Genomic DNA, 21,945 nt, shown 5'->3' on the forward strand with positions numbered 1-21,945 from the left:
CCGATTCACAGTAGTTCCACACCGGGCGTACCGTTGATATGTACAGAGCAGGAAGAGGTACGCATGCAGTTGGTCGTGCGCGGCACGTCCGCACCACTCGTCGGTGAACTCGACGTCCCGGTCTCGAAGTACCACGCGCACCGCGCGCTGGTGCTCGCATCGCTGGCGAAGGGGACGAGCATCGTCTCTGGCATCAGCGCCACCCGCCAGGTCGAGTGGACCGTCGGCACGCTCCGCGCCCTCGGCGTCGACGTGCGGCGTCGCGGGGACGAGTACCACGTCACCGGGCTGGGCGGCCGGTACGAGGCCACCGACGTCGTCGACCACGGGTCCCGTGGCGCCGACGGCATCCTGAACATGGGGTCCTCCGGCACCACGCTCTACTTCATGACCGGGCTGGCGTCGCTCGCCGACGAGCCGATGACGCTCGTCGGCATGAAGTACTTCCAGCGCCGGCCCATCAAGGCGCTGCTCACCTCGCTGACCCAGATGGGCATCGAGCTCGAGGCGACGAACGACTGCCCGCCCGTCACCGTCCAGCCGAAGCGCCCCCGCGGCGGCGACGTCACGATCGCCGGCACCCTGTCGCAGTGGGTCTCCGGCCTGCTCCTCGTGGCCCCGTTCGCCGAGCAGGAGACCCGGATCCACATCACCGGCGACCGGCTCAACGAGCAGCCCTACGTCGAACTGACCGTCCGGATGATGCGACAGTTCGGCCTGACGGTCGAGGTCTCCGACGACTGGCTCGAGTACCGGATCCCGGCGAACCAGCAGGCCACCCCGCACGACTACGTCATCCCGCCGGACATCGGCTCCGCCGCGTTCGGCATCGCCGCGGCCGGCATCCGCGAGTCGAACCTGCTCCTGCGCGGCATGACGGCCTTCACCACCGCCGAGACCGACCACCCGGAGAGCGAGTTCCTCGACCTCGCGACGGCGATGGGCGTCCCGATGCGGATCGACGAGGAGACCGGGTTCGTGCGCATCGAGCACGACGGTTCCCCGCTGCGACCGCTCGACATCGACTGCCAGCCGATCCCCGACCTGCTGCCGGTCCTGTCGACCATGGCCACCTTCGCCGAGGGCACCACCCGGCTCTGGAACGTCGCCCACATCCGGTTGAAGGAGTCCGACCGCGTCGCCGCGATGCTGCAGCTCAACCGCATGGGTGGTCGGGCCGAGCAGGGCGCCGACGAGCTCCGCGTCACCGGGGTCGGGGCCGAGGGACTCCACGGCGCGCAGATGTCGTCGTTCAACGACCACCGGGTCCTGATGTCGCTCGCCGTCGCCGCCTCGAAGGCGCGCGGCACCTCGGGGCTGACCTACCCGCGGGCCTACCGGATCTCGTACCCGACGTTCCTCGAGGCGATGAACTCCGTCGGCCTCGACATGGAGGTCGGCGACGCCCTCGCCGCGCAGATCGCCCGCGACGACCGGGCCGACGCGGCCGAGGCCGCCGCGATCGCCGACGCGCGCACCGACCTCGGCGAGCGCACCGATGGCGAGCGGGCCGACGGTGAGCGGGCCGACGGTGAGCGGGCCGACGGTGAGCGCGCCGATGGTGAGCGCACCGACGGCGAGCAGCAGCCGGTCGCTCCCACGACCCCGGAGCCGCTCGCGCTCGCCGGTGTCGACGCCGACCCCCTCGTGCTGAGCGAGAAGGTCCGCACGCTCGCGACGACCGATCCCGACGGCCTCGCGGTCATCGAGGTCGGCGGCGCAGCACCCGTGCACACCACGTGGCGGGAACTGCAGGACGAGGCCGACAAGGTCTCCGCGCTCCTGCTCGAGCTCGGGGTCCGCACGGGCGAGTCGGTCGCCATGCAGCTGCCGAACTGGCGCGAGTTCGTCTCCATCACCCTCGGGGCGATCCAGATCGGTGCGGTCGCGACGCCGATCATGCCGGTGTTCGGTCCGCGCGAGACGACGATGACGCTCGCCCGGTCCCGCGCCCGTGTGGTGTTCCTGCCGAACGTGTTCCGCAAGCGCCGGCCCGCGCTCGAGCTCCTCGACGTCATCGACGAGGCGAAGGCCCAGCAGCGCCGGCTGTCGGTCGAGCACGTCATCGTGCTCCGGTCCGAGGCGCGCGGCCAGGTCGACGCCCCGACGAACCAGCCGCCGCTGCCGGCCGACGCCCTGGACCGGGTGGCCACGAGCGACTGGCACTGGCGGTACTTCGACAACGCCCTCGACGCCGTGCACGTGGACGTCGACGAGATCACCTCGCGCGCGCCGGGCCCCGACGACGTCTGCCAGCTGCTGTTCACGAGCGGCACGACGGGTGAGCCGAAGGGCGTGCAGCACCCGCACCGCACCCTCGGGCTGGCCACGGCCATGCACGTCGCGCAGTCGGGCTTGACGAGCGCGGACCGGATCTACATCCCGTCGCCGCTCGCGCACCAGACCGGCTTCCTGTACGGCATGCTGTTGGCGTTCCGGCTCGGTGCGCCGCAGGTCATCCAGCCGGTGTGGGACGGCGCCGTCGCGCTCGAGCAGGCGTTCGGCGTCGCGAAGGCGTCGTTCGTGCAGTGCGCGACCCCGTTCCTGACCGACCTCGTCGACCTGGTCGAAGCCGGTGCCGCCCAGCCCGAGTCGCTGCGGATCTTCGTGCCGACCGGTGCCGCGGTGCCCCGGGCCCTCGCCCAGCGGGCCGCGACGGTGCTCGGTACGGCCATCCTCGGCGCGTTCGGCACGAGCGAGACCTGCCTCGGCGCGCTGTCCAGCCCGAGCGACGACCCGGCGGCAGCGTACGGGCACGACGGTCGCGCGCTGCCGGGCATCCGGATCCGGATCGTCGACGACGAGGGCCACGAGCTCCCCGCCGACACCGAGGGCAACTTCGAGCTGCACTCGCCGACGATGTTCGACGGGTACCTCGACCGCCAGGACCTGACCGACGACGTCTTCACCGAGGACGGCTGGTACCGGACCGGCGACCTGGCGAAGGTCGACGCGAACGGCTTCCTGTCGATCACCGGCCGGATCAAGGACGTCATCAACCGCGGGGGCGAGAAGATTCCGGTCGTTGAGATCGAGAACCTGCTCTACCAGCACCCCCTGGTCACCGACGTGGCGATCGTCGCGATGCCGGACGCCCGACTCGGTGAGCGTGCCTGCGCGTTCGTCGTGCCGGCTGCCGGTGCCGAGCGGCTCGACTTCGCGGCGATGCAGCAGGCGCTCGACAAGGCGGGCGTGAGCAAGTACTACTGGCCAGAGCGGCTCGAGTCCATCGACGAACTGCCGCGCAACGCCGTCGGCAAGGTCCAGAAGAACGTCCTGCGTGAGCAGGCAGCCGCGCTCGTCGCCGCGAGCACCACGAAGGAGAACGAGACACGATGACGCTGGTCATGGAAACCGCCACCGAATCCGCCTTCCAGCAGCTCAAGGCCGAGGTCACCGAGTGGGTCCGCGGCCGCGGTGAGGAGTGGGCGGACGAGATCGAGCGCACCGGCCGGGTCGCCCCGGAGCTGTTCCAGGAGCTCAAGGACAACGGGTGGCTCAGCCTCGCCGCCCCGACCGAGCTCGGCGGACGGGCCATCCCGTTCTCGCGCTACCTCGAGATCATGGAGATCGTCTCGCGTTCGCACGCGTCGATCCGGATGCTCGTGCACGTCATCAACGGCACCTGGCGCGCGATGGCCCCCTACGCGACGCCGGAGCAGATCGAGCAGGTCGTCAAGCCGAGCGTCGCGGGCGACAAGCTCGTCGCGTTCACCCTGACCGAGGCCACGGCCGGCACCGGCGCGGACATCCGCACCACCGTCCGCCGCGAGGGCGACACCTACGTCATGAACGGTGAGAAGCACCTCATCACGTTCGGTGTCAAAGCCGACTACTGGCTCATCGCCGCGCGGCTCGAGGGCACCAGCGGTCAGGACGGCACGGTCGCGTTCCTCATGCCGAACAGCGGGCTGCCGGGTGCCGAGGTGATCGACGACTCCGACACCATGGGCATCCGCGGTACCGACCACGCGATCCTGCGCTTCACCGACGTGCCCGTGCCGGCCAGTGCGCTGCTCGGCGCCGAGGGGCAGGGGCTCGAGGTCGCGCTCGGCGGCTTCCTGCTGCCGAGTCGCGTGTCCGTCGCCATGAGCGCCGTCGGCCTCGCCGAGCGTGCGAACGAGCTCGCGGTCGAGTACGCGAACAAGCGCGAGACGTTCGGCAAGCAGTTGTCCAGCCGCCAGGCGATCCAGTTCTACCTGGCCGAGAACTACGCCGACATCGCCGCCGCCCGCGCCCTGGTGCTCGAGGCCGCGCGCGCGTACGAGGAGGACCGCCCGGACGCCGGCACGCTCTCCAGTGCCTCGAAGATGGTCGCGGTCGACATGCTCGCCCGCGTCACCGACAAGGCCCTGCAGGTGCACGGCGGCCAGGGCTACTGGAAGCGCAACGCGATCGAACGCGTCTACCGCGACGCGCGCGCGCAGCGCTTCGAAGAGGGCACCAACGAGATCCAGAAGCTGGTCGTCGGTCGTGCCGTCGTCACCGGCAAGGCCGGGTTCTAGACCGCAACCCAGTACCGGACGGGAGGCGCGGTGCGGGCCCGCCCCGCGCCTCCCGTCCGTCACCCACCCACCTGAAGGACCGAAGTGACCCACAGCACCAACGCACCCATCGCACTCATCACGGGCGCTTCGCGCGGCATCGGCCGCCTGCTCGCGCAGAAGCTCGGCCAGCGCGGCGTCACCGTCGTGGTGACGTACAAGGGCAACGCCGACCTGGCCGAGGAGTCCCTGGCCGACGTCAGGGCGGCCGGCGGCGACGGCGTCACGGCGCAGGTCGACATCGAGCAGCCGGAGTCGATCGACGCCCTGTTCGACCTGGTGCGCGACACCTACGGACGCCTCGACATGTTCGTCGCGAACGCCGCGGCCAGCGCGTTCAAGCCCGTCGCCGACCTCAAGCTGCACCACCTCGACCGCAGCTACGCCACGAACGCCCGCTCGTTCGTGCTCGGCGCCCAGCGCGCGGCGGAACTGATGGACCGGGGTGGCCGCATCGTCGTCGTGACGTCGTACGGATCGCTCCGGGCGTTCCCGACCTACGCCGCACTCGGTGCCGCCAAGGCCATGAGCGAGGCGTACATGAAGTACATGGCGGTGGAGTTCGGTCCGCGCCAGATCACCGTCAACGCGGTGAACGGCGGCCTCATCGACACCGACTCGCTCGAGTACTTCTACACGAAGGTCCCCGGCCAGGCGCCGATGGACACCGTCCTCGAGAAGCTCCCGCTGCAGCGCCCCGGGACGGCCGACGACATGGCCGACGCCGTCGACTTCCTGCTGTCGGACAAGGCCGGGTACATCACCGGGCAGGTGCTCTCGGTGGACGGCGGTCTGACCGTGATCGCCCCGCCGTTCTGGGCGGACACGACGTCGCCGCTGCGCGACGCAGTGCTCCCTCCGGCAGAGTAGGGGCATGAGCACCGTCGCCCTGCCCGAGCTCGCCGTCGTCTCCTCGCCGTGGACACTCGGCCCCCTGACCCTGCCCAACCGGGTGGTCATGGGGTCGATGCACACCGGACTCGAGGTGCACGACGACGGTGGGGCCGGCATGGCGGCGTTCTACCGCGAACGTGCTGCCGGCGGTGCCGCGTGCATCATCACCGGCGGCATCGCGGTGAACGACGAGGCCCGTGGTGGCCCCGACTTCGCCGTGTTCGGTGTCGGGGGAGCGGACGAGCGGTTCCGCACGGCGGTCGACGCCGTGCACGAGGAGGGCTCCACGATCCTCGCGCAGCTGTTCCACGCCGGGCGGTACGCGCTCGCCGCGGGGATGGTCGACCGGCACGGGGACCCTCAGCGCGTGGTGGCACCGTCGGCCCTGCCCTGGGCGGCCGCCCGTGGCGTGGTGCCGACCGAGCTGACGCCGGCCGAGATCGAGCGCACCATCGAGGACTTCGCCGCCGCGGCCCGGTCCGCGCGCGACATCGGGTTCGACGGTGTCGAGATCATGGCGTCCGAGGGCTACCTCATCAACCAGTTCCAGTCGCCGCTGACGAACCTGCGTGACGACGAGTGGGGCGGTTCGCCGGAGCGTCGACGGCGCTTCACGGTGTCGGTCGTCGAGGCCGTCCGTGCGGCGGTGCCCGACCTGGCCGTGACGATCCGGCTCTCCGGCGCCGACCTGATGCCCGGTTCGTCGACCGAGGACGACGTCGACGCCCTGGTGCACGACCTGCTGCCGCTCGGGCTCGACGGCATCTCGGTGGGGATCGGCTGGCACGAGTCCCGCACCCCGACCGTGCAGGCCGCCGTGCCGCACGGTGCCTGGCTCGCCTACGCCGCGCGCATCGCCGGGGTCGTGCGCGCCTCGTCGTACCCCGACGTCCGGGTGATCGCGTCGAACCGGATGACCGACCTGCGCGACGGTGAGACCGTCCTCGCCGACGGGACCATCGACGCCGTCGCGCTCGCCCGACCGTTCCTCGCCGACTCCTCGCTCGTGAACCGGTCGCTCGCGGGCCGGTTCGCGCTGGTGAACACCTGCATCGGCTGCAACCAGGCCTGCCTCGACCGCTCGATCATCGGTGCGCCGGTGTCCTGCCTGGTGAACCCGCGCGCCGCCCGCGAGGTCGCGTTCCCCGCGCGTCCGACCACCGACCCGAAGCGCGTCGACGTCGTCGGCGGGGGACCGGCGGGTCTCGCCGCAGCCGTCGATGCCGCCCGACGCGGGCACCGCGTCACCGTGTGGGAAGCCGCCGACCGGCTCGGCGGCCAGTTCGGCCTCGCCGCGCTCGTGCCCGGCAAGGAGGACTACGCCGCCACCGTGCGGGCTGCCCGCGCCGAGCTCGACGAACGAGGAGCCACGGTGCACCTCGGGCGCCCGGCCACGACTGCGGACCTGGCCGACAGTGACGCCGTGGTGCTCGCCGCCGGGGTGGTCCCGCGCGACGTGGACGTCCCCGGTGCACACCTGCCGCACGTCCTGTCGTACGAGCGGGCACTGCGCGAGGGCGTGCCGGCCGGCACCGTCGCGATCATCGGCGGCGGCGGCATCGGCGTCGACACCGCAGCGTTCCTGACCGAGTCGCCGGACGAGTCGGTCCGCGCCACCGAGTTCGCGGCGCGCTGGGACCTCGACGTCTCCGAGGAGCTCGTCGGCGACGTCCCCCAGCGGCTGCCCGCTGCGTCGCGCACGATCCGGCCGGGCTCCGACGTCACCGTGCTCCGCCGATCGGGCAAGTTCGGGCAGGGCGTCGGGATCACCTCGCGCTGGGTCGCCATCGGTCGCCTCCGTGACGCGGGGGTGCGCATGGTCGGTGGCGTGCAGGAGTACCTGCGCATCGAGCCCGGTGCCCTCTGGATCCGCGACGAGCACGGCGAGGAGCGTGCGATCCCGGCGGACAACGTCGTGGTCTGCGCCGGGCAGGAACGCGCGATCGACACCGAGGGTGACGTGCGTGACGGACTCGTGACGGGCCTCCAAGCCGCCGGTGTGCCGTTCGCCGTCGTCGGTGGCGCACGCGACGCACGGAGCGTGGATGCGGTCCGCGCGACGTCCGAGGCCCTCGAAGCGGTCCGGCGACTCGCGCCGTAGCGCGTCGGCTCGCATCGCGGCCCGGAATCTGTAAGAATGAACGGTCGAATCGCCGCAGCTCGACCCTCTATCCAGCTGTGAGCGATCTCTCTCGAGCTTTCACCGTGTGTGCCCCCACGCCCGCGGTTCCAGTTCAACCACAACGTAAGCAAACAGGAGCAATTGTGGCTGTCAAGATCCGTCTGAAGCGTCTCGGTAAGATCCGTGCGCCCTACTACCGCATCGTCGTCGCCGACTCGCGCACCAAGCGCGATGGTCGTGTCCTCGAGGAGATCGGTCAGTACCACCCGACCGAGGAGCCCTCGGTCATCAAGATCGAGTCCGAGCGTGCGCTCTACTGGCTCGGCGTCGGCGCGCAGCCGACCGAGCAGGTCGCGGCCCTCCTCAAGCTGACCGGCGACTGGGCCAAGTTCAAGGGCGAGAAGGACACCGCGTCCAAGGTCAAGGTCGCCGAGCCGAAGCAGGCCTTCCAGGTCGACTCCTCGAAGAAGGCCGTCCTCAAGCCGAAGTCGGAGAAGACGGCTCCCGCCGCCAAGACCGACGACGCCGAGACCGCCGACGAGACGACCGAGGCGTAGTCCTTGCTCGAATCCGCGCTGACGCACCTCGTCAAGGGGATCGTCGATCACCCTGACGACGTGCGCGTCGCCAGCTCCACCTCCCCGCGGGGCGAGGTCCTCGAGGTGCGCGTGCACCCCGAGGACCTCGGCCGCGTGATCGGTCGTGCCGGGCGGACCGCCAAGGCACTCCGCACCCTCGTCTCGGCCCTGGCCGACGGCAAGCGTGTGCGGGTCGACGTGGTCGACACCGATTCCTAGGGAGACGACCCAGCTCCGGGTGGGTCGAATCACGAAGGCACACGGGCTCAAGGGCGGCATCAAGCTCGAGCTCTACACCGACGACCCGGATCGTCGGTTCACCCCCGGTGCCACGTTCACGCTCCAGGTCCCCGATGACTCACCGTGGTCGGGCAAGACCCTCGAGCTGGACGAGCTCCGCTGGTACAACGGTCACCCCGTCGCGTTCTTCGCCGGGATCGACGACCGCACCGGCGCCGAGTCGCTCGCCCGGATCATCCTCTGGGTCGAGCAGGACGCCGACGCCGAGACCGGCGAGGACGACGCCTGGTACGACCACCAGCTGGTCGGGCTGAAGGTGCTGCGCGACGGCGTCGAGGTCGGCACCGTCGCCCGGGTCGACCACATGCCGGCGCAGGACCTGCTCGCGATCGACACCCCGTCGCGCGGCGAGGTCCTCGTGCCGTTCGTCGCGGCGATCGTGCCCGCTGTCGACATCGCGTCCGGCACCGTCACGGTCACGCCGCCGCAGGGTCTGTTCGAGGACCCCGAGGACACCTCCCGGCCCGAGACGGTCACGGACTAGCTGCCGTGCGGATCGACATCGTCACGATCTTCCCGGAGTTCTTCTCCGTGCTGGACGTGTCCCTGCTCGGCAAGGCCCGCTCCGGTGGGCTGCTCGACCTGCACGTGCACGACCTGCGCTCCTGGACGACCGACCGGCACCGCACCGTCGACGACACCCCGTACGGCGGCGGCGCCGGCATGGTGATGAAGCCGGAACCGTGGGCGCAGGCGCTGGACGCCCTGCTGCGGCCGGACGGCTCGTCGACCCTCGTGGTCCCGACGCCCGCCGGCACGCCGTTCAAGCAGTCCATCGCGCGCTCGCTCGCGTCGACCTCCGACCACCTCGTGTTCGCCTGCGGGCGGTACGAGGGCATCGACGCCCGCGTCTTCGAATGGGCGGCGTCACGCTGCTCGGTCGTCGAACTCTCGCTCGGCGACTACGTGCTGAACGGCGGCGAGGTCGCGGCGATGGCCATGATGGAGGCCGTCGGGCGACTCGTCCCCGGCGTCGTCGGCAACCCCGAGTCCCTGGTCGAGGAGTCCCACGAGGACGGCCTGCTCGAGTACCCCTCGTACACGAAGCCCGCGTCCTGGCGCGACCACGACGTGCCCGAGGTGCTGCTCAGCGGCCACCACGGCAAGGTCGCTGCGTGGCGACACGAGCAGCAGGTGGAGCGGACGCGGCGCGTCCGGCCGGACCTGCTGCCGCCTGCCTGACGGGCGTGCGTTGGTGGTCGGTTGTTGCTTGTCGTTTTCGCGAAAGCGACAGTCTGCCGCGGAACATCCGCGGCCAACTGTCGCTGTCGCGCACATGACGGCGGCCACAGCCGAGTTCTGTCGCTTTGGGGCACTGGTCGAGACCCGTGACGGACGGGAGGCGCGGGGCGGGACCGCACCGCGCCTCCAGTCCCTCAGGCGGTCGGGTCGGCGCGCTGGGCGCGACGCAGGGTCAGGACCTCGGGTCCGGCCTCGGTGACCGCCACCGTGTGCTCGACGTGCGCAGCACGTGAGCCGTCGACGCTCCGGAGCGTCCAGCCGTCGTCGTCCTGGTACAGCTCGTCGGTGCCCTGCATGAGCCACGGCTCGATCGCGACCACCAGCCCCGGCCGGAGCTTCAGACCGCGACCGGGTCGCCCGTCGTTCGGCACGTGCGGGTCGCCGTGCATCGTGTGACCGACACCGTGCCCGCCGAACTGCAGGTTGACGCTGTAGCCCGCCTCCTTCGCCACGTGCCCGATCGCGTGCGAGACGTCGCCGAGCTTGTTGCCCGGCGCAGCCTGCGCGATGCCAGCGGCCAGGGCGCGCTCGACGGTCGAGATGAGCGTCTGGTCCTCGTCGCGGGGCGTCCCGACCTGCACCGACACGGCGGAGTCCGCCACCCAGCCGTCGACGCTCGCGGCGAAGTCGAGGCTGACGAGGTCGCCGTCCTGCAGCACGTGGTCGAACGGCAGACCGTGCAGCGCGGCGTCGTTCACCGAGGTGCACAGGTTCTTGCCGAACGGCGACTTGCCGAATGACGGGTGGTAGTCGACGTAGCAGCTCTCGGCACCCCGGTCGGCGATCATCCGCGCGGCGACGCGGTCGAGCTCGAGCAGGTTCACGCCGACGTCGACGGTGTCGAGCAGTTCGTCGAGGACATCGGCCACGAACCGACCGGCGACGCGCAGGCCGTCGAGTTCCGTGGGGGTTCGCAGTTCGATCATGGGTCCATCCTCGCTGTTTTGCCCGCGGCGTTCCGTGTGGCAGTATGGACCGCTGTGCCCTGGCTGGACTCTGCCACGGGGGAGTCGCCGACACCGGGCACGCACCACCACTTCATCAGACATCGATCCGCGGCGACCCGTGTGCGTCCGCAGAGAGTAGAACAGCCATGAGCCAGCTCCTCGACAACGTCGACGCAGCATCGCTGCGGACCGACGTCCCGGACTTCCGCGCCGGTGACACCATCAAGGTGCACGTGAACATCGTCGAAGGCACGCGCTCGCGTATCCAGGTCTTCCAGGGTGTCGTCATCGGCCGCCAGGGCCACGGCATCGGCGAGACCTTCAAGGTCCGCAAGGTGAGCTTCCAGGTCGGCGTCGAGCGCTGGTTCCCGGTGCACTCGCCGATCATCGACCACATCGAGATCGTCACCAAGGGTGACGTTCGTCGCGCGAAGCTCTACTACCTGCGCGAACTGCGCGGCAAGGCGGCCCGCCGCAAGATCAAGGAGAAGCGCGACGCCTGATCGCCTTCACAGTGAGCGCCCGCGAGCCGGACGCCGCTGCTGGCCCCTCGCCGATGTACGGTTGTGCATCGACGGGGGGCTTTCCCTTTGCGCCCGCTGAACCCGGGCGGGCACGGTGTGAACGAGAGCGGAAATGACGGACACGACTGAGGAATCCGGGCGCAGGCCCCGGCCCGAGAAGCAGCGCAACGGGATCCTCACATTCCTCCGCGACCTCGTCATCATCTTCATCGCGGCGCTGCTCGTGTCGTTCTTGGTCAAGACGTTCCTGATCCGCTCGTTCTACATCCCGTCGGCGTCGATGGAGAACACGCTGCAGATCAACGACCGCGTGATCGTCAACGAACTCGTCCCGGGTGTCGTGGCACTGAAACGCGGCGACGTCGTCGTGTTCAAGGACCCGGGTGGATGGCTCGCCGGGTCCGAGGTGCCGAGCGTCACGCCGGACACCCAGCCCGCCAAGGCGATCGACTGGGTCCTGACGCAGATCGGCCTCGGGACGGGCGACAGCGACGACCACCTCATCAAGCGCGTGATCGGTCTGCCGGGGGACAAGGTCTCCTGCTGCAACGACCTCGGGCAGATGTCCGTGAACGGCGTCCCGATCAAGGAGCCGTACCTCAAGCTGCCGGCCGGCGCTCCCGCGTCGGCGACCGACTTCTCCGTCACCGTGCCGAAGGGCACCATCTGGGTGATGGGCGACAACCGGAACGACTCCAAGGACTCCCGCTACAACGGGGACACACCGTCGAAGGGGTTCGTGCCGTTGTCCGACGTGACCGGCCGCGCCTTCGTGATCTCCTGGCCGACGAGCCGCTGGACGTGGCTCGACGACCACCCCGAGGTGTTCGCCGGGGTGGAGGAGCGCGACCAGTGACCCCCGTCCGCCCGTCCCTCCGCGTCGAGAAGCGACTGCTGGCCGAAGGCCGTGTCACGGTCATCGGGATGGACGAGGTCGGACGCGGTGCGATCGCCGGTCCCGTCGGCGTCGGCGTCGCGGCCGTGACGATCGACGTCGGGCGGGTCCCGCAGGGTCTGGCCGACTCGAAGCTGCTGTCCGCCACCCGCCGCACGGACCTGGTCCCCGTCGTCACCCGCTGGGCGCGCACCGCCGTCGGCATGGCGTCCGCCGAGTACGTCGACCGGCAGGGGATCGTCCCGGCGCTCGGAGCCGCAGGGGCGCAGGCGCTCGAGTCGCTGGTCGCCGGTGGCCTGTCGCTCGACGGCGCCGTCGTCGTGCTGGACGGGTCCTTCGACTGGCTGACCCGTGCCGTCCCCGTTTCGCTCCGTCCGACGACGGACCCGCTCGAGGTCGTCGTGCAGGTCAAGGCCGACCGGGACTGCGCCTCGGTCGCCGCGGCGTCGATCGTGGCGAAGGTCGCGCGGGACGCCCTGATGATCGCTGCCCACGACGAGGCACCGCACTACGCCTGGGCGTCGAACAAGGGCTACGGCTCGACCGCGCACTACGACGCCATCCGCGCGGTCGGGGCGCACGCGCTGCACCGCAAGTCGTGGTTGCACCAGGCGTCGAGCGTGTCACTCGAGGGCTTCGACGCGCTCGTCAGCTGACCCGGCGCCGTCGCCCCGGGCTGCCGTGCCTGTGGCCCTCGCGCCCTGCCCCGGCGCCGGCTGGTGAGGTTCCGAAATCTCGGCATCTCGGCGCATGCCCGGTGCCGCCGCGGAACCTCGGCGGAGCGCACACGGCGTGTTGTGGAACCTCGGTGGGCTCCTTGGGGAGCAGCCGGCCTCGGGGTCGTTCGACCTTCACGTTCGCGGCGCTGAGGCACATCGCTGAGGGGGTGTCGCGCACTGGTGCGACTGCCGCCGTAGACTGTGGGCGCAATGGATGAGGACGAATTCGACGACTACGACCGCGAGGTCGAGCTGGCCCTGTACCGCGAGTACCGCGACGTCGTGTCGCAGTTCCGCTACGTGGTCGAGACCGAGCGGCGTTTCTACCTGGCGAACGAGGTCGAACTCGTGCGCCGGGACACCGAACACGATTTCTACTTCGAACTGACGATGAACGACGTCTGGGTGTGGGACGTCTACCGTTCCGACCGGTTCGTCAAGGGCGTCCGCGTCCTCACGTTCAAGGACGTGAATGTCGAAGAACTGACATCGCGAGAACTCGAACTGCCGAAGGAACTGGCACTCGACGAGTGATCGTCAATTCCGGTGCATTCGGTGAATCGCCGGTGACTGGTGACGTGCCGGAATTCCACGCGCTATTCTGGTCGGGATTTCCCGTCCAATGAACAGGAGCCGCGCATGGCACAGAAGGTCACCGTCCAGCTCGTCGACGACCTCGACGATTCCCCCATCACCACCGGTGAAGGTCGCACGGTCGAATTCGGTTTCGACGGCTCGTCGTACGAGATCGACCTGACGAACGACAACGTCGACAAGTTCCGCGAAGCGATCTCCGACTACATCGCCGCCGCGCGCAAGGTCTCCGGTCGTCGCACCGGCAGCACGGCGCCGAAGTCGGCCCCGAAGCGTGGCAACTCCGAAGAGCTCGGCAAGATCCGCGAGTGGGCGAAGGAGAACGGCTACGAGGTCTCGACCCGTGGTCGGATCTCGACCCAGGTGCAGGAAGCGTACGCAGCCGCACACTGAGCCGCTGTCGACGAAGGACCCGGGTGATCGCGATCACCCGGGTCCTTCGTCATTCCTCCCCAAGGGGGATCGTCGTCGTCTCATTCCACAGAGTCTTCATCGGCGCCCATCCGCGCTGTCCGTTCCCGCGATCGTTGCCGTGGAGGCAATGACATGGAACAGAAGCTGCACGATCGCCCCGGACGAACACTCCGGAACGGCCGCCTGGGGCGATTCGGCGAGGACCAGGCCGTGGCGTGGTTGCACGAACGGGGATTCCGGGTCCTCGAGCGGAATTGGCGGTGTGCCCGGGGCGAGATCGACATCGTCGCGTGGGATTCCTGCACACTCGCGTTCATCGAGGTGAAGACGCGATCCGGTACGACGACGGGGCATCCGTTCGAGGCGATCACGGCGACGAAGCTCACGCGGATGCGACGACTCGTGGCCGAGTGGTTCGACGCCCATCCGGAGGTGTCGGCACGCGCGATCCGCATCGACGTCGTCGCGGTTCACGTCGACGGCCCCCGGACGGCCGTGCAACACGTGGCGGGTGTGCTGTGACGGGCATCGGCCGTGCTGCGGCCGTTGCCCTGCTCGGCGTGACCGGGCGCCGGATCGAGGTTGAGGCCCACCTGACCAGTCAGCTGCCCGCCTTCAGCATCATCGGACTGCCGGACACCTCGCTCGGCGAGGCGCGCGAGCGAGTCCGTGCCGCCGCTGCGAATGCCGGGTGTCCGTTGCCGGCTCGTCGGATCACGGTGAACCTCACGCCCGCGGCGATCCCGAAACGGGGTTCAGGGTTCGACCTGGCGATCGCGATGGCCGTGCTCGCCGGCGCCGGACTCGCACCCGACGTCAGTGAGCGGATCGTCTACATCGGGGAGCTCGGTCTGGACGGTCGGGTCCGACCGGTCGCCGGCGTCATCCCGATGCTGCTCGCCGCCCGCGACGCCGGGGCCGACCGAGTCGTGCTGCCGATCGGCAACCTACCCGAGGCCCGCGTGGTCGACGGCGTGCGCACCACCGGGGTCGACTCACTCCGTGCGGCTGCGATCGACGCCGGCGCGCTCCTACCGCCGGTCGAGGTCGACGCCGTGCTGCCGGTGCCGGCGCCCTCGGTCCAACGCCCGGTGGCCGAACTGTCGGACGTCGTCGGGAACCCCATCGGGGTGCGCGCCCTCGTCGCCGCGGCGGCCGGTGGGCACCATGCGCTCCTGCTCGGTCCACCCGGTGCCGGCAAGACGATGCTCGCGGAGCGCCTGCCCGGACTCCTGCCCGACCTCGACGACGCGACCGCGCTCGAGGTCGCCGCCGTCCGGTCCGTCGCCGGACTCGGACCGGCGTCGTGGAGCACGAAGCCCCCGTGGGAGGCCCCGCACCACTCGGCGTCGGCGATCTCCCTGATCGGCGGCGGCTCAGGTGTGCTGCGACCCGGGGCAGTGTCGCGTGCGACCGGCGGCATCCTGTTCCTCGACGAAGCACCGGAGTTCCCCCGAGCGGTGCTCGACGCGCTCCGCCAGCCGCTCGAGTCCGGTCGGATCACCATCCACCGGGCTGCGGGCGCCGCGGAGTTCCCGGCGCGGTGCCAGGTCGTGCTCGCTGCCAACCCCTGCCCGTGCGGCAACGCCGGCGGAGCGCACGGTCAACCGTGTGAGTGTCCGCCGAGTGCAGTCCGGCGCTACCTCGGGCGGATGTCCGGACCGCTGCTCGACCGGATGGACATCCGGGTGCTCGTGCCCCGGGTGACGACCGGGAAGATGCGTGGAGCCGACGGGAGCACGCCGACGACGGCCGAGGCCCGCGCCGGGGTCGCCGAGGCCCGCGCTCGGATGGCCGAACGCCTCCGGGACACCGGGTGGACGAAGAACGCCGAGGTCACCGGAGCCTGGCTGCGGGCGGACGGTCGGATCGAACCGGGTTCGACGACCGAGCTCGACCGGGCGCTCGACCTCGGCACCCTGACCATGCGGGGGTGGGACCGGGTGATGCGGCTCGCGTGGACGCTCGCAGACCTCGAAGCGGTCGACCGTCCGAGCAGAGCACACGTCCGGGGTGCCCTCGCCCTTCGGAGCGCGCTGTGAGCGGCGTGGGGCCCGGCCACGCCAGCGAACTGCTGGCCGCGATCCGACGGGTCCTCGGGGCCGACGGAGTGTCGGACCCGGTCGAGACCGCTGCCCGCGTGGCGTGGTCCGTGATCGTGGAGCCGGGGGACTCTGTCGCCGGTGAGCTCATGGCGGCCCTCGGGCCGGAGCGCGCCCTCGGCACGGTCCTGCTGGCAGCCGACGGTGCGTTCGACGAGCTGCTCGACGGGTGCGTGGAGGCCGGCGTGCCCGGTGCGGAGGACCCCGATGCGTTCGCCGGCGTCCTGCACACGGCCATCGACCGGTGGCGACCGCGCTTGGTCCGGTCCGACGTGGCCGACGTCGTCGCCTCGGCCGAAGCCGTCGGGGCACGACTGCTCGTGCCCGGGTCCGCTGGGTGGCCGACGGCGATCGACGACCTCGGCCCCTACGCACCGCTCGTGCTCTGGACGCGCAGCGCCACGGCGGGTGTCGGCGACGGGGCACCCGCCCTGGCCGTGGTCGGGTCGCGGGCGAACACCATCGCCGGGGCTGAAGCAGCCGCCGAGATCACCTCGGCCGCCGCGGACGCCGGCTGCACGATCGTCAGCGGCGGCGCCTACGGGATCGACGCGGTCGCACACCGGGTGGCGATCGCCGCAGGGGCCCCGACGATCGCGGTCCTGGCCGGGGGGATCGACCAGCTCTACCCCGCCGGCAACGTCCAGCTGCTCCACAACGTCGCTCGGCAGGGCGTCCTGGTGGCGGAGTCGGCGCCGGGGACCCGCCCGACCCGGTGGCGTTTCCTGGCCCGGAACCGGTTGATCGCCGCCCTCGCCGACGCCGCAGTCGTCGTCGAGGCCGGTGCGCGGTCCGGTGCGCTCAACACCGCGCACCACGCCGGGCAGCTCGGTCGCCCGGTGTTCGCCGTGCCGGGAGCGTTCGCGTCCTCGGCGTCGGTCGGATGTCACCGACTCGTGGCACAGGGCCGGGCGCAGCTCGTCGTGCACCCGGGGGACCCGGTCGCCGCGATGCGTCCCGTGGCCGCTTCCGGTGCGACCGCGGCGGCGGACGAACCCCTCGTGTCGGTCCAGCGCGATCCCGAGGTCGTCCGGGTCCTCGACGCGCTCGGCCGTCGTGCCCTGCCAGAGGCCGAGATCGCTCGACGGTCCGGGCTGTCCGGAGCGGCGGTGGCGGACGCCCTTGCGCTCGCGCAGTTGCAGGGGCTCGTGGCGCACAGCAGCGGCGGGTGGGGCCGCGCATGACGTCGGCCAGCCGTACGCTGACGACGTGGCGGACCAAGCAGAGCAGCAGGGAGAGCGACTCGTGGCAGCGGTCGACTCGTTCCTCGGGCACGCTCGACACGCCAGGGGGCTCAGCGAGCAGACGCTCCGCGCCTACGCGAACGACCTCGACCAGTTCGTCGAGTTCGCCGCGCGACGCAGCGTCGTCGGCATCGACGGGGTCGACCTCGAACTGCTCCGTGACTGGTTGTGGGAAGCCGACCAGCGGGGGCTCGCACGGTCCACGATCGCCCGCCGGTCGTCGTCGGTGCGGGCGTTCACGCGGTGGGCGAGCGAGACCGGGGTGACCGCGACGGACGCCGGCGTGCGGCTCCGTGCACCGAAGGGCGGCTCGCACCTGCCGCGGGTGGTGTCGGCCGACCAGGTCCGTGGGCTGCTCGACGGCCTCGCGGCCCGCGCAGCGACCGACGATCCCGGTGCGCTGCGGGACCTCGCGCTCGTGGAGCTGCTGTACGCCGCGGCCATCCGGGTGAGCGAGCTCGTCGGCATCGACGTCGCCGACGTCGATCGCGGGCGGCTCACGGTCCGCGTGCTCGGGAAGGGCGGGAAGGAGCGGGTCGTGCCGTTCGGCGTCCCGGCCCGTGATGCACTCGAGGCGTGGACGTCGCGGGGGCGTCCGACCCTCGCGGCGCGGGCCGATGTACCGAGCACGGCACTGTTCCTCGGCGACCAGGGTGGCCGGCTCGGGGTGCGCAGTGCGTACCGCGTGGTGGCTCGGCTGCTTGGGGACCTTCCCGGCGAAGGGCCGAGCGGACCGCACACCTTCCGGCACACCGCGGCGACGCACCTGCTCGACGGGGGAGCGGACCTGCGCGCGGTCCAGGAACTGCTCGGGCACGCGAGCCTCGGGACGACGCAGATCTACACGCACGTGTCCTCGGCACGGCTGCGCGAGGTCTACCGGACGGCCCACCCGCGCGCCTGACGGCGCGACCGCCGGACCGCCACCGTGCCCCGCGAGCGACCGTCGGACCGGCGCCGAGCGACCGCCGGGCCGGCACCGCGCACTCGTGCGGCTGCGCGGCGCCGGAACGTTGGAACGGGGCGATCGTGTGACGTCGCACGTCGCACGTCGCACGTCGCACGTCGCACGTCGAAGTTGCACGTCGCCCGTCGCCCGTCGCCCACCGCTCGTCGCCGTCGCTCACCCCGGCCAAGCGGACTCCGGCAACAGGACGGGCCACTCGGCCGCGGGAAGGTACGACGTCGGGTCCACGTAGCGGCCGTCGACCCGCGCGCCGAGGTGCAGACACGGTGCCGAGGCCGGGCAGTGCCCCACGGACACCCGGCCGACCGGATCACCCTGTCGCACGTCGTCCCCAGCAGCGACGAGTGGCTGCACTGAGTCGAAGGTGCTGACGAGCCCGCCGCCGTGGTCGACCGTCACGACGCTCCTGCCGCCCACCGGTCCGGCGAACGCCACCGTGCCGTCGTCGACCGCCGCCGCAGTCGTGCCGAGCGGCGCCGGGATGTCGATCCCGCGGTGACCGGCGGCGTAGTCGTCGGACGGCGGTTCCCACCCGCGCTCGACCACCTGCGTGCCGGTCGGCCAGACCCACGGCTCATCAGCACGAGTCGCCGCCGTGCGATCCCGGTGGTCGCGCACGTCCTCCGGCGCGGGCCCAGGTGCGGGCAACGACGCGGTGGCCGCCCCGAACGCCCCGAGCATCCCGAGCACCACCACCATCGCGACGGCCGGGGGGAGCCGACTGCCGGAGCCGGGGAACAGGACCATGCCGCCACCCTGTCCGCCGCGGACCGGCCACACGACCCAGGTGAGGCGGTCCGTGGAGGGCAGGGCGGGCCTCCCGGCCTGTGGAGGGACGACGCGACCGCAACGAACGACGTCCTCGATGTCGCACGACATCGACGGTGTCGTTCCGAGTCGAGGCGACACCCCAACCCGCCCTAACCCGACCACCACGACCCGACCACCCCGACCGCCCCGACCCGAACGACCGCCCCACGCCGACACCCGCACCCGGTTATGACCACATCCGCCACGAGGAGTACAGTCGGGGCCGCTCCGGACCACGCAACGCCGCACGGACGGCGAACGAGCCGACCGCCGGGGCACCGTGCCCACAGCAGCACGGCCGGCAGAACCCAGGAGCATCGTGTCCAACACAGCCACCGGGCACGGCGAGGACCGTGCGTTCAAGGGGAAGGTCACCGCGTTCGCCATCGCAGCAGCGGTGGGCGGTTTCCTCTTCGGCTTCGACTCGTCGGTCATCAACGGCGCCGTCGAGGCCATCAAGGGCGAGTTCGGCCTGTCCGAGGCGGCGAGCGGCTTCGCCGTCGCGTCCGCCCTCATCGGCTGTGCGTTCGGCGCCTACTTCGCCGGTCGACTCGCTGACCGCTGGGGCCGCACCCGGGTGATGTTCTGGGCCGCAGTGCTGTTCCTGGTGAGCTCGATCGGCTCCGGCTTCGCGTTCGCCACGTGGGACTTCGTCCTGTGGCGCCTCGTTGGCGGCCTCGGCATCGGTACGGCCTCGGTGATCGCGCCGGCGTACATCTCCGAGGTGTCGCCGAAGGCGATCCGCGGGCGCCTGGCCTCGTTCCAGCAGCTCGCCATCACGCTCGGTATCTTCGCCGCGCTGCTCTCCGACCAGTTCTTCGCCGTCACCGCCGGTGGCGCCTCCGAGGTCGTCCTCGGCCTGCCGGCCTGGCGCTGGATGTTCCTGGTCGGCGTGATCCCGTCGGTGGTCTACGGCATCCTGGCGATCACGCTGCCGGAGTCGCCGCGGTACCTGCTCGCCAAGGGTCGGACGGAGGACGCCCGCGCGGTCATGACGAAGATCGTCCCGCGCGACACGGTGAACACGAGCCTGGAGGAGATCCAGGACGGCATCAAGAAGGAAGCCAACGAGAAGAAGGGCTCCATCCGGGGCAACCGCTTCGGCCTGCAGCCCATCGTCTGGGTCGGCATCATCCTGGCCGTGCTGCAGCAGTTCGTCGGCATCAACGTGATCTTCTACTACTCGACGACGCTGTGGCAGGCGGTCGGGTTCAAGGAGAGCGACTCGTTCCTCATCTCGACGATCACGTCGGTGGTCAACGTCGCCGTGACCTTCATCGCGATCTTCCTGGTCGACAAGGTCGGTCGGAAGCCGCTGCTCGTCACCGGTTCCGCCGGCATGTTCGTGTCGCTGGCGATGGTCGCGATCGCGTTCTCGCAGTCGACGATCGTGGACGGCAACCCGAGCCTGCCCGGCTCGTGGGGCGTCATCGCCCTCATCTTCGCGAACCTGTTCGTCGTGTCGTTCGGCGCGACGTGGGGTCCGCTCATGTGGGTGCTGCTCGGCGAGATGTTCCCGAACCGCATCCGCGCCACGGCGCTCGGCATCGGCTCGGCCGCCAACTGGGTCGCGAACTTCATCGTCACGATCACCTTCCCGGTGCTGTCCGGCTTCAACCTGACGGTCACGTACGGCATCTACGCGCTGTTCGCGCTCATCTCGTTCTTCTTCGTCATCGCGAAGATCCCTGAGACCAAGGGCCGCTCGCTCGAGGAGATGGGCATCTCCGCCGAGGGCGACACGGTGGACGCGAAGGCGTGATCAGACGCGCCTGACACACCCAGAACACCGGACAGGAGGCCCGGATCACGTCAGCCGGTCGGCGCGCGTGATCCGGGCCTCCTGTCTGCTAGCATTTCTCCAGCAGTGCGCTGATGCGCGCTGACTTCGCGTGTCCACAGGGTCGTCAACGGTTCGCCGTCTCCGACCCGGCACCCGACCACCGGTCCTGCTCTCACGAGCGGGCGGTCGCGTGCCAGGACACCAGGGATCACGACCTCCGGTCGTGCTCGACACAACCGCAACAGGGGCACAGCACAGCTGCGCTCCGAGAACACAGAAGGAGGACGGCACATGGCCGTCGTCACCATCCGCCAGCTGCTCGACAGCGGCGTCCACTTCGGACACCAGACCCGTCGGTGGAACCCGAAGGTGAAGCGCTTCATCCTCGCCGAGCGCTCGGGCATCCACATCATCGACCTGCAGCAGTCGCTGGCCTTCATCGACCGCGCGTACGACTTCGTCAAGGAGACGGTCGCGCACGGTGGCACGATCCTCTTCGTGGGCACCAAGAAGCAGGCGCAGGGCTCCATCGCCGAGCAGGCGACCCGCGTCGGCCAGCCGTACGTCAACCAGCGTTGGCTCGGCGGTCTGCTCACGAACTTCCAGACGGTCTCCAAGCGCCTCGCGCGCATGAAGGAGCTCGAGGAGATCGACTTCGACGACACGACGAAGGGCTTCACCAAGAAGGAGCTCCTCATCAAGAAGCGCGAGCTGGACAAGCTCCACAAGACCCTCGGTGGTATCCGCAACCTCACGCGGACCCCGAGCGCGCTCTGGATCGTCGACACCAAGAAGGAGCACCTCGCCGTCGACGAGGCGCAGAAGCTCGGTATCCCGATCATCGGCATCCTCGACACCAACTGCGACCCCGATGAGATCACGTACCCGATCCCGGGCAACGACGACGCGATCCGCTCCGTCGGTCTCCTCACCCGCATCGTCGCCGACGCCGCGGCCGAGGGCCTGAAGACCCGCCACAACGGTGGCGACGACGACGAGGCCGCAGAGCCCCTCGCCGAGTGGGAGCAGGAGCTCCTCGGTGGCGACGCCGCGACGCCGTCCGCCGACGCCGCTCCCGAGGGCGCGACCGTCGAGGAGAACAACGCTGACGCGCAGGTCGCCGCGAAGGAGATCGGCGAGCCGATCGCCGACGACGCGAAGAACGCGGAGCCGACGGCCGAGGCCGAGGCAGCCGCGGAGACCACCCCCGCCGAGTGACCTGTCGCAGGCGCCGGACCCGATCGGATCCGGCGCCTGCTTCACCAC

At 70.7% G+C, this 21,945-nt stretch carries 21 protein-coding genes; 19 read left to right on the top strand and 2 right to left on the bottom strand.

The genetic code is table 11. From position 1 onward, the window contains the following. The first annotated feature begins 63 nt into the window (after positions 1 to 63). The 8 genes from aroA to trmD all read left to right on the top strand — a co-directional run bounded on the left by aroA (position 64) and on the right by trmD (position 9,620). A complete protein-coding gene (gene aroA, locus EDF42_RS04690) occupies positions 64 to 3,339 on the top strand; it encodes a 3-phosphoshikimate 1-carboxyvinyltransferase (protein WP_123671617.1) in 3,276 nt (1,091 codons plus the stop codon). After that, complete coding sequence (locus tag EDF42_RS04695; protein ID WP_123671618.1) at positions 3,336 to 4,505, top strand: acyl-CoA dehydrogenase family protein; 1,170 nt, start codon at positions 3,336 to 3,338, stop codon at positions 4,503 to 4,505. The genes aroA and EDF42_RS04695 overlap by 4 nt, the downstream gene beginning before the upstream one ends. Before the next feature lie 84 nt (positions 4,506 to 4,589). Continuing rightward, positions 4,590 to 5,414, top strand: a complete 825-nt coding sequence (locus tag EDF42_RS04700) for an SDR family oxidoreductase (RefSeq protein ID WP_123671619.1) — start codon at positions 4,590 to 4,592, stop codon at positions 5,412 to 5,414. A gap of 4 nt (positions 5,415 to 5,418) precedes the next feature. Then, the gene (locus EDF42_RS04705; protein ID WP_123671620.1) at positions 5,419 to 7,539 is read left to right on the top strand and encodes an FAD-dependent oxidoreductase; all 2,121 of its coding nucleotides are present in this window, start codon (positions 5,419 to 5,421) and stop codon (positions 7,537 to 7,539) included. A gap of 164 nt (positions 7,540 to 7,703) precedes the next feature. After that, on the top strand, positions 7,704 to 8,117 hold the full coding sequence (gene rpsP / locus EDF42_RS04710) for a 30S ribosomal protein S16 (protein WP_111086066.1): 414 nt from the start codon (positions 7,704 to 7,706) through the stop codon (positions 8,115 to 8,117). A 3-nt stretch (positions 8,118 to 8,120) separates the two neighbouring features. Next, positions 8,121 to 8,357 carry an RNA-binding protein gene (locus tag EDF42_RS04715; RefSeq protein ID WP_111086067.1) on the top strand — a complete coding sequence of 79 codons (237 nt, stop codon included), beginning with the start codon at positions 8,121 to 8,123 and terminating at the stop codon, positions 8,355 to 8,357. A gap of 19 nt (positions 8,358 to 8,376) precedes the next feature. Beyond that, positions 8,377 to 8,922: a ribosome maturation factor RimM gene (rimM, locus tag EDF42_RS04720; RefSeq protein WP_123294799.1), complete on the top strand. Its 546-nt coding sequence runs from the start codon at positions 8,377 to 8,379 to the stop codon at positions 8,920 to 8,922. A 5-nt stretch (positions 8,923 to 8,927) separates the two neighbouring features. Then, complete coding sequence (gene trmD / locus EDF42_RS04725) at positions 8,928 to 9,620, top strand: tRNA (guanosine(37)-N1)-methyltransferase TrmD (protein WP_123671621.1); 693 nt, start codon at positions 8,928 to 8,930, stop codon at positions 9,618 to 9,620. A gap of 194 nt (positions 9,621 to 9,814) precedes the next feature. Here the strand turns inward: trmD and map are convergent, their stop codons facing one another. Then, complete coding sequence (map, locus tag EDF42_RS04730; protein ID WP_123671622.1) at positions 9,815 to 10,606, bottom strand: type I methionyl aminopeptidase; 792 nt, start codon at positions 10,604 to 10,606, stop codon at positions 9,815 to 9,817. A 167-nt stretch (positions 10,607 to 10,773) separates the two neighbouring features. Between map and rplS the strand changes: the two genes are divergently transcribed. The 9 genes from rplS (at position 10,774) to EDF42_RS04775 (ending at position 18,023) form a co-directional block, all read left to right on the top strand. Further along, the gene (gene rplS / locus EDF42_RS04735; protein WP_123339832.1) at positions 10,774 to 11,130 is read left to right on the top strand and encodes a 50S ribosomal protein L19; all 357 of its coding nucleotides are present in this window, start codon (positions 10,774 to 10,776) and stop codon (positions 11,128 to 11,130) included. Positions 11,131 to 11,263: 133 nt separating this feature from the next. Next, complete coding sequence (gene lepB / locus EDF42_RS04740; RefSeq protein WP_111086070.1) at positions 11,264 to 12,007, top strand: signal peptidase I; 744 nt, start codon at positions 11,264 to 11,266, stop codon at positions 12,005 to 12,007. Then, entirely contained in the window at positions 12,004 to 12,702 is a 699-nt protein-coding gene (locus EDF42_RS04745; protein WP_123671623.1) for a ribonuclease HII, read from the top strand. Before lepB ends, EDF42_RS04745 begins: the two co-directional genes overlap by 4 nt. A gap of 273 nt (positions 12,703 to 12,975) precedes the next feature. Continuing rightward, on the top strand, positions 12,976 to 13,299 hold the full coding sequence (locus EDF42_RS04750) for a DUF2469 family protein (protein WP_111086072.1): 324 nt from the start codon (positions 12,976 to 12,978) through the stop codon (positions 13,297 to 13,299). A 105-nt stretch (positions 13,300 to 13,404) separates the two neighbouring features. After that, positions 13,405 to 13,752 (top strand): Lsr2 family protein, encoded by a 348-nt coding sequence (locus EDF42_RS04755; RefSeq protein ID WP_111086073.1) that lies wholly within the window; start codon positions 13,405 to 13,407, stop codon positions 13,750 to 13,752. Positions 13,753 to 13,905: 153 nt separating this feature from the next. Next, a complete protein-coding gene (locus tag EDF42_RS04760; protein WP_123294793.1) occupies positions 13,906 to 14,295 on the top strand; it encodes a YraN family protein in 390 nt (129 codons plus the stop codon). Further along, positions 14,292 to 15,815, top strand: a complete 1,524-nt coding sequence (locus EDF42_RS04765; RefSeq protein ID WP_123339829.1) for a YifB family Mg chelatase-like AAA ATPase — start codon at positions 14,292 to 14,294, stop codon at positions 15,813 to 15,815. Before EDF42_RS04760 ends, EDF42_RS04765 begins: the two co-directional genes overlap by 4 nt. After that, on the top strand, positions 15,812 to 17,059 hold the full coding sequence (gene dprA, locus EDF42_RS04770; RefSeq protein ID WP_123671624.1) for a DNA-processing protein DprA: 1,248 nt from the start codon (positions 15,812 to 15,814) through the stop codon (positions 17,057 to 17,059). Before EDF42_RS04765 ends, dprA begins: the two co-directional genes overlap by 4 nt. Before the next feature lie 25 nt (positions 17,060 to 17,084). Beyond that, positions 17,085 to 18,023, top strand: coding sequence for a tyrosine recombinase XerC (locus tag EDF42_RS04775; protein ID WP_123671625.1), 939 nt, complete (start codon positions 17,085 to 17,087; stop codon positions 18,021 to 18,023). Between the two features lie 219 nt (positions 18,024 to 18,242). On the opposite strand, the gene EDF42_RS18845 is transcribed toward EDF42_RS04775, so the two are convergent. Next, positions 18,243 to 18,833, bottom strand: a complete 591-nt coding sequence (locus EDF42_RS18845; RefSeq protein WP_185040780.1) for a M23 family metallopeptidase — start codon at positions 18,831 to 18,833, stop codon at positions 18,243 to 18,245. 382 nt (positions 18,834 to 19,215) lie between these two features. On the opposite strand from EDF42_RS18845, the gene EDF42_RS04785 reads away from it, so the two are divergent. Beyond that, on the top strand, positions 19,216 to 20,658 hold the full coding sequence (locus EDF42_RS04785) for a sugar porter family MFS transporter (protein WP_123671626.1): 1,443 nt from the start codon (positions 19,216 to 19,218) through the stop codon (positions 20,656 to 20,658). A gap of 312 nt (positions 20,659 to 20,970) precedes the next feature. Next, positions 20,971 to 21,897 carry a 30S ribosomal protein S2 gene (gene rpsB, locus EDF42_RS04790; RefSeq protein ID WP_123671627.1) on the top strand — a complete coding sequence of 309 codons (927 nt, stop codon included), beginning with the start codon at positions 20,971 to 20,973 and terminating at the stop codon, positions 21,895 to 21,897. Positions 21,898 to 21,945 lie beyond the last annotated feature (48 nt).

The sequence above is a fragment of the Curtobacterium sp. PhB172 genome, assembly GCF_003752545.1.
GTDB lineage: Bacteria > Actinomycetota > Actinomycetes > Actinomycetales > Microbacteriaceae > Curtobacterium.

Coding starts and splice junctions, on each gene's coding strand:
- aroA (WP_123671617.1), top strand. CDS start 64: ATGCAGTTGGTCGTGCGCGGCACGTCCGCACCACTCGTCGGTGAACTC.
- EDF42_RS04695 (WP_123671618.1), top strand. CDS start 3,336: ATGACGCTGGTCATGGAAACCGCCACCGAATCCGCCTTCCAGCAGCTC.
- EDF42_RS04705 (WP_123671620.1), top strand. CDS start 5,419: ATGAGCACCGTCGCCCTGCCCGAGCTCGCCGTCGTCTCCTCGCCGTGG.
- map (WP_123671622.1), bottom strand. CDS start 10,606: ATGATCGAACTGCGAACCCCCACGGAACTCGACGGCCTGCGCGTCGCC.
- rplS (WP_123339832.1), top strand. CDS start 10,774: ATGAGCCAGCTCCTCGACAACGTCGACGCAGCATCGCTGCGGACCGAC.
- lepB (WP_111086070.1), top strand. CDS start 11,264: ATGACGGACACGACTGAGGAATCCGGGCGCAGGCCCCGGCCCGAGAAG.
- EDF42_RS04750 (WP_111086072.1), top strand. CDS start 12,976: ATGGATGAGGACGAATTCGACGACTACGACCGCGAGGTCGAGCTGGCC.
- EDF42_RS04755 (WP_111086073.1), top strand. CDS start 13,405: ATGGCACAGAAGGTCACCGTCCAGCTCGTCGACGACCTCGACGATTCC.
- EDF42_RS04760 (WP_123294793.1), top strand. CDS start 13,906: ATGGAACAGAAGCTGCACGATCGCCCCGGACGAACACTCCGGAACGGC.
- EDF42_RS18845 (WP_185040780.1), bottom strand. CDS start 18,833: ATGGTCCTGTTCCCCGGCTCCGGCAGTCGGCTCCCCCCGGCCGTCGCG.
- rpsB (WP_123671627.1), top strand. CDS start 20,971: ATGGCCGTCGTCACCATCCGCCAGCTGCTCGACAGCGGCGTCCACTTC.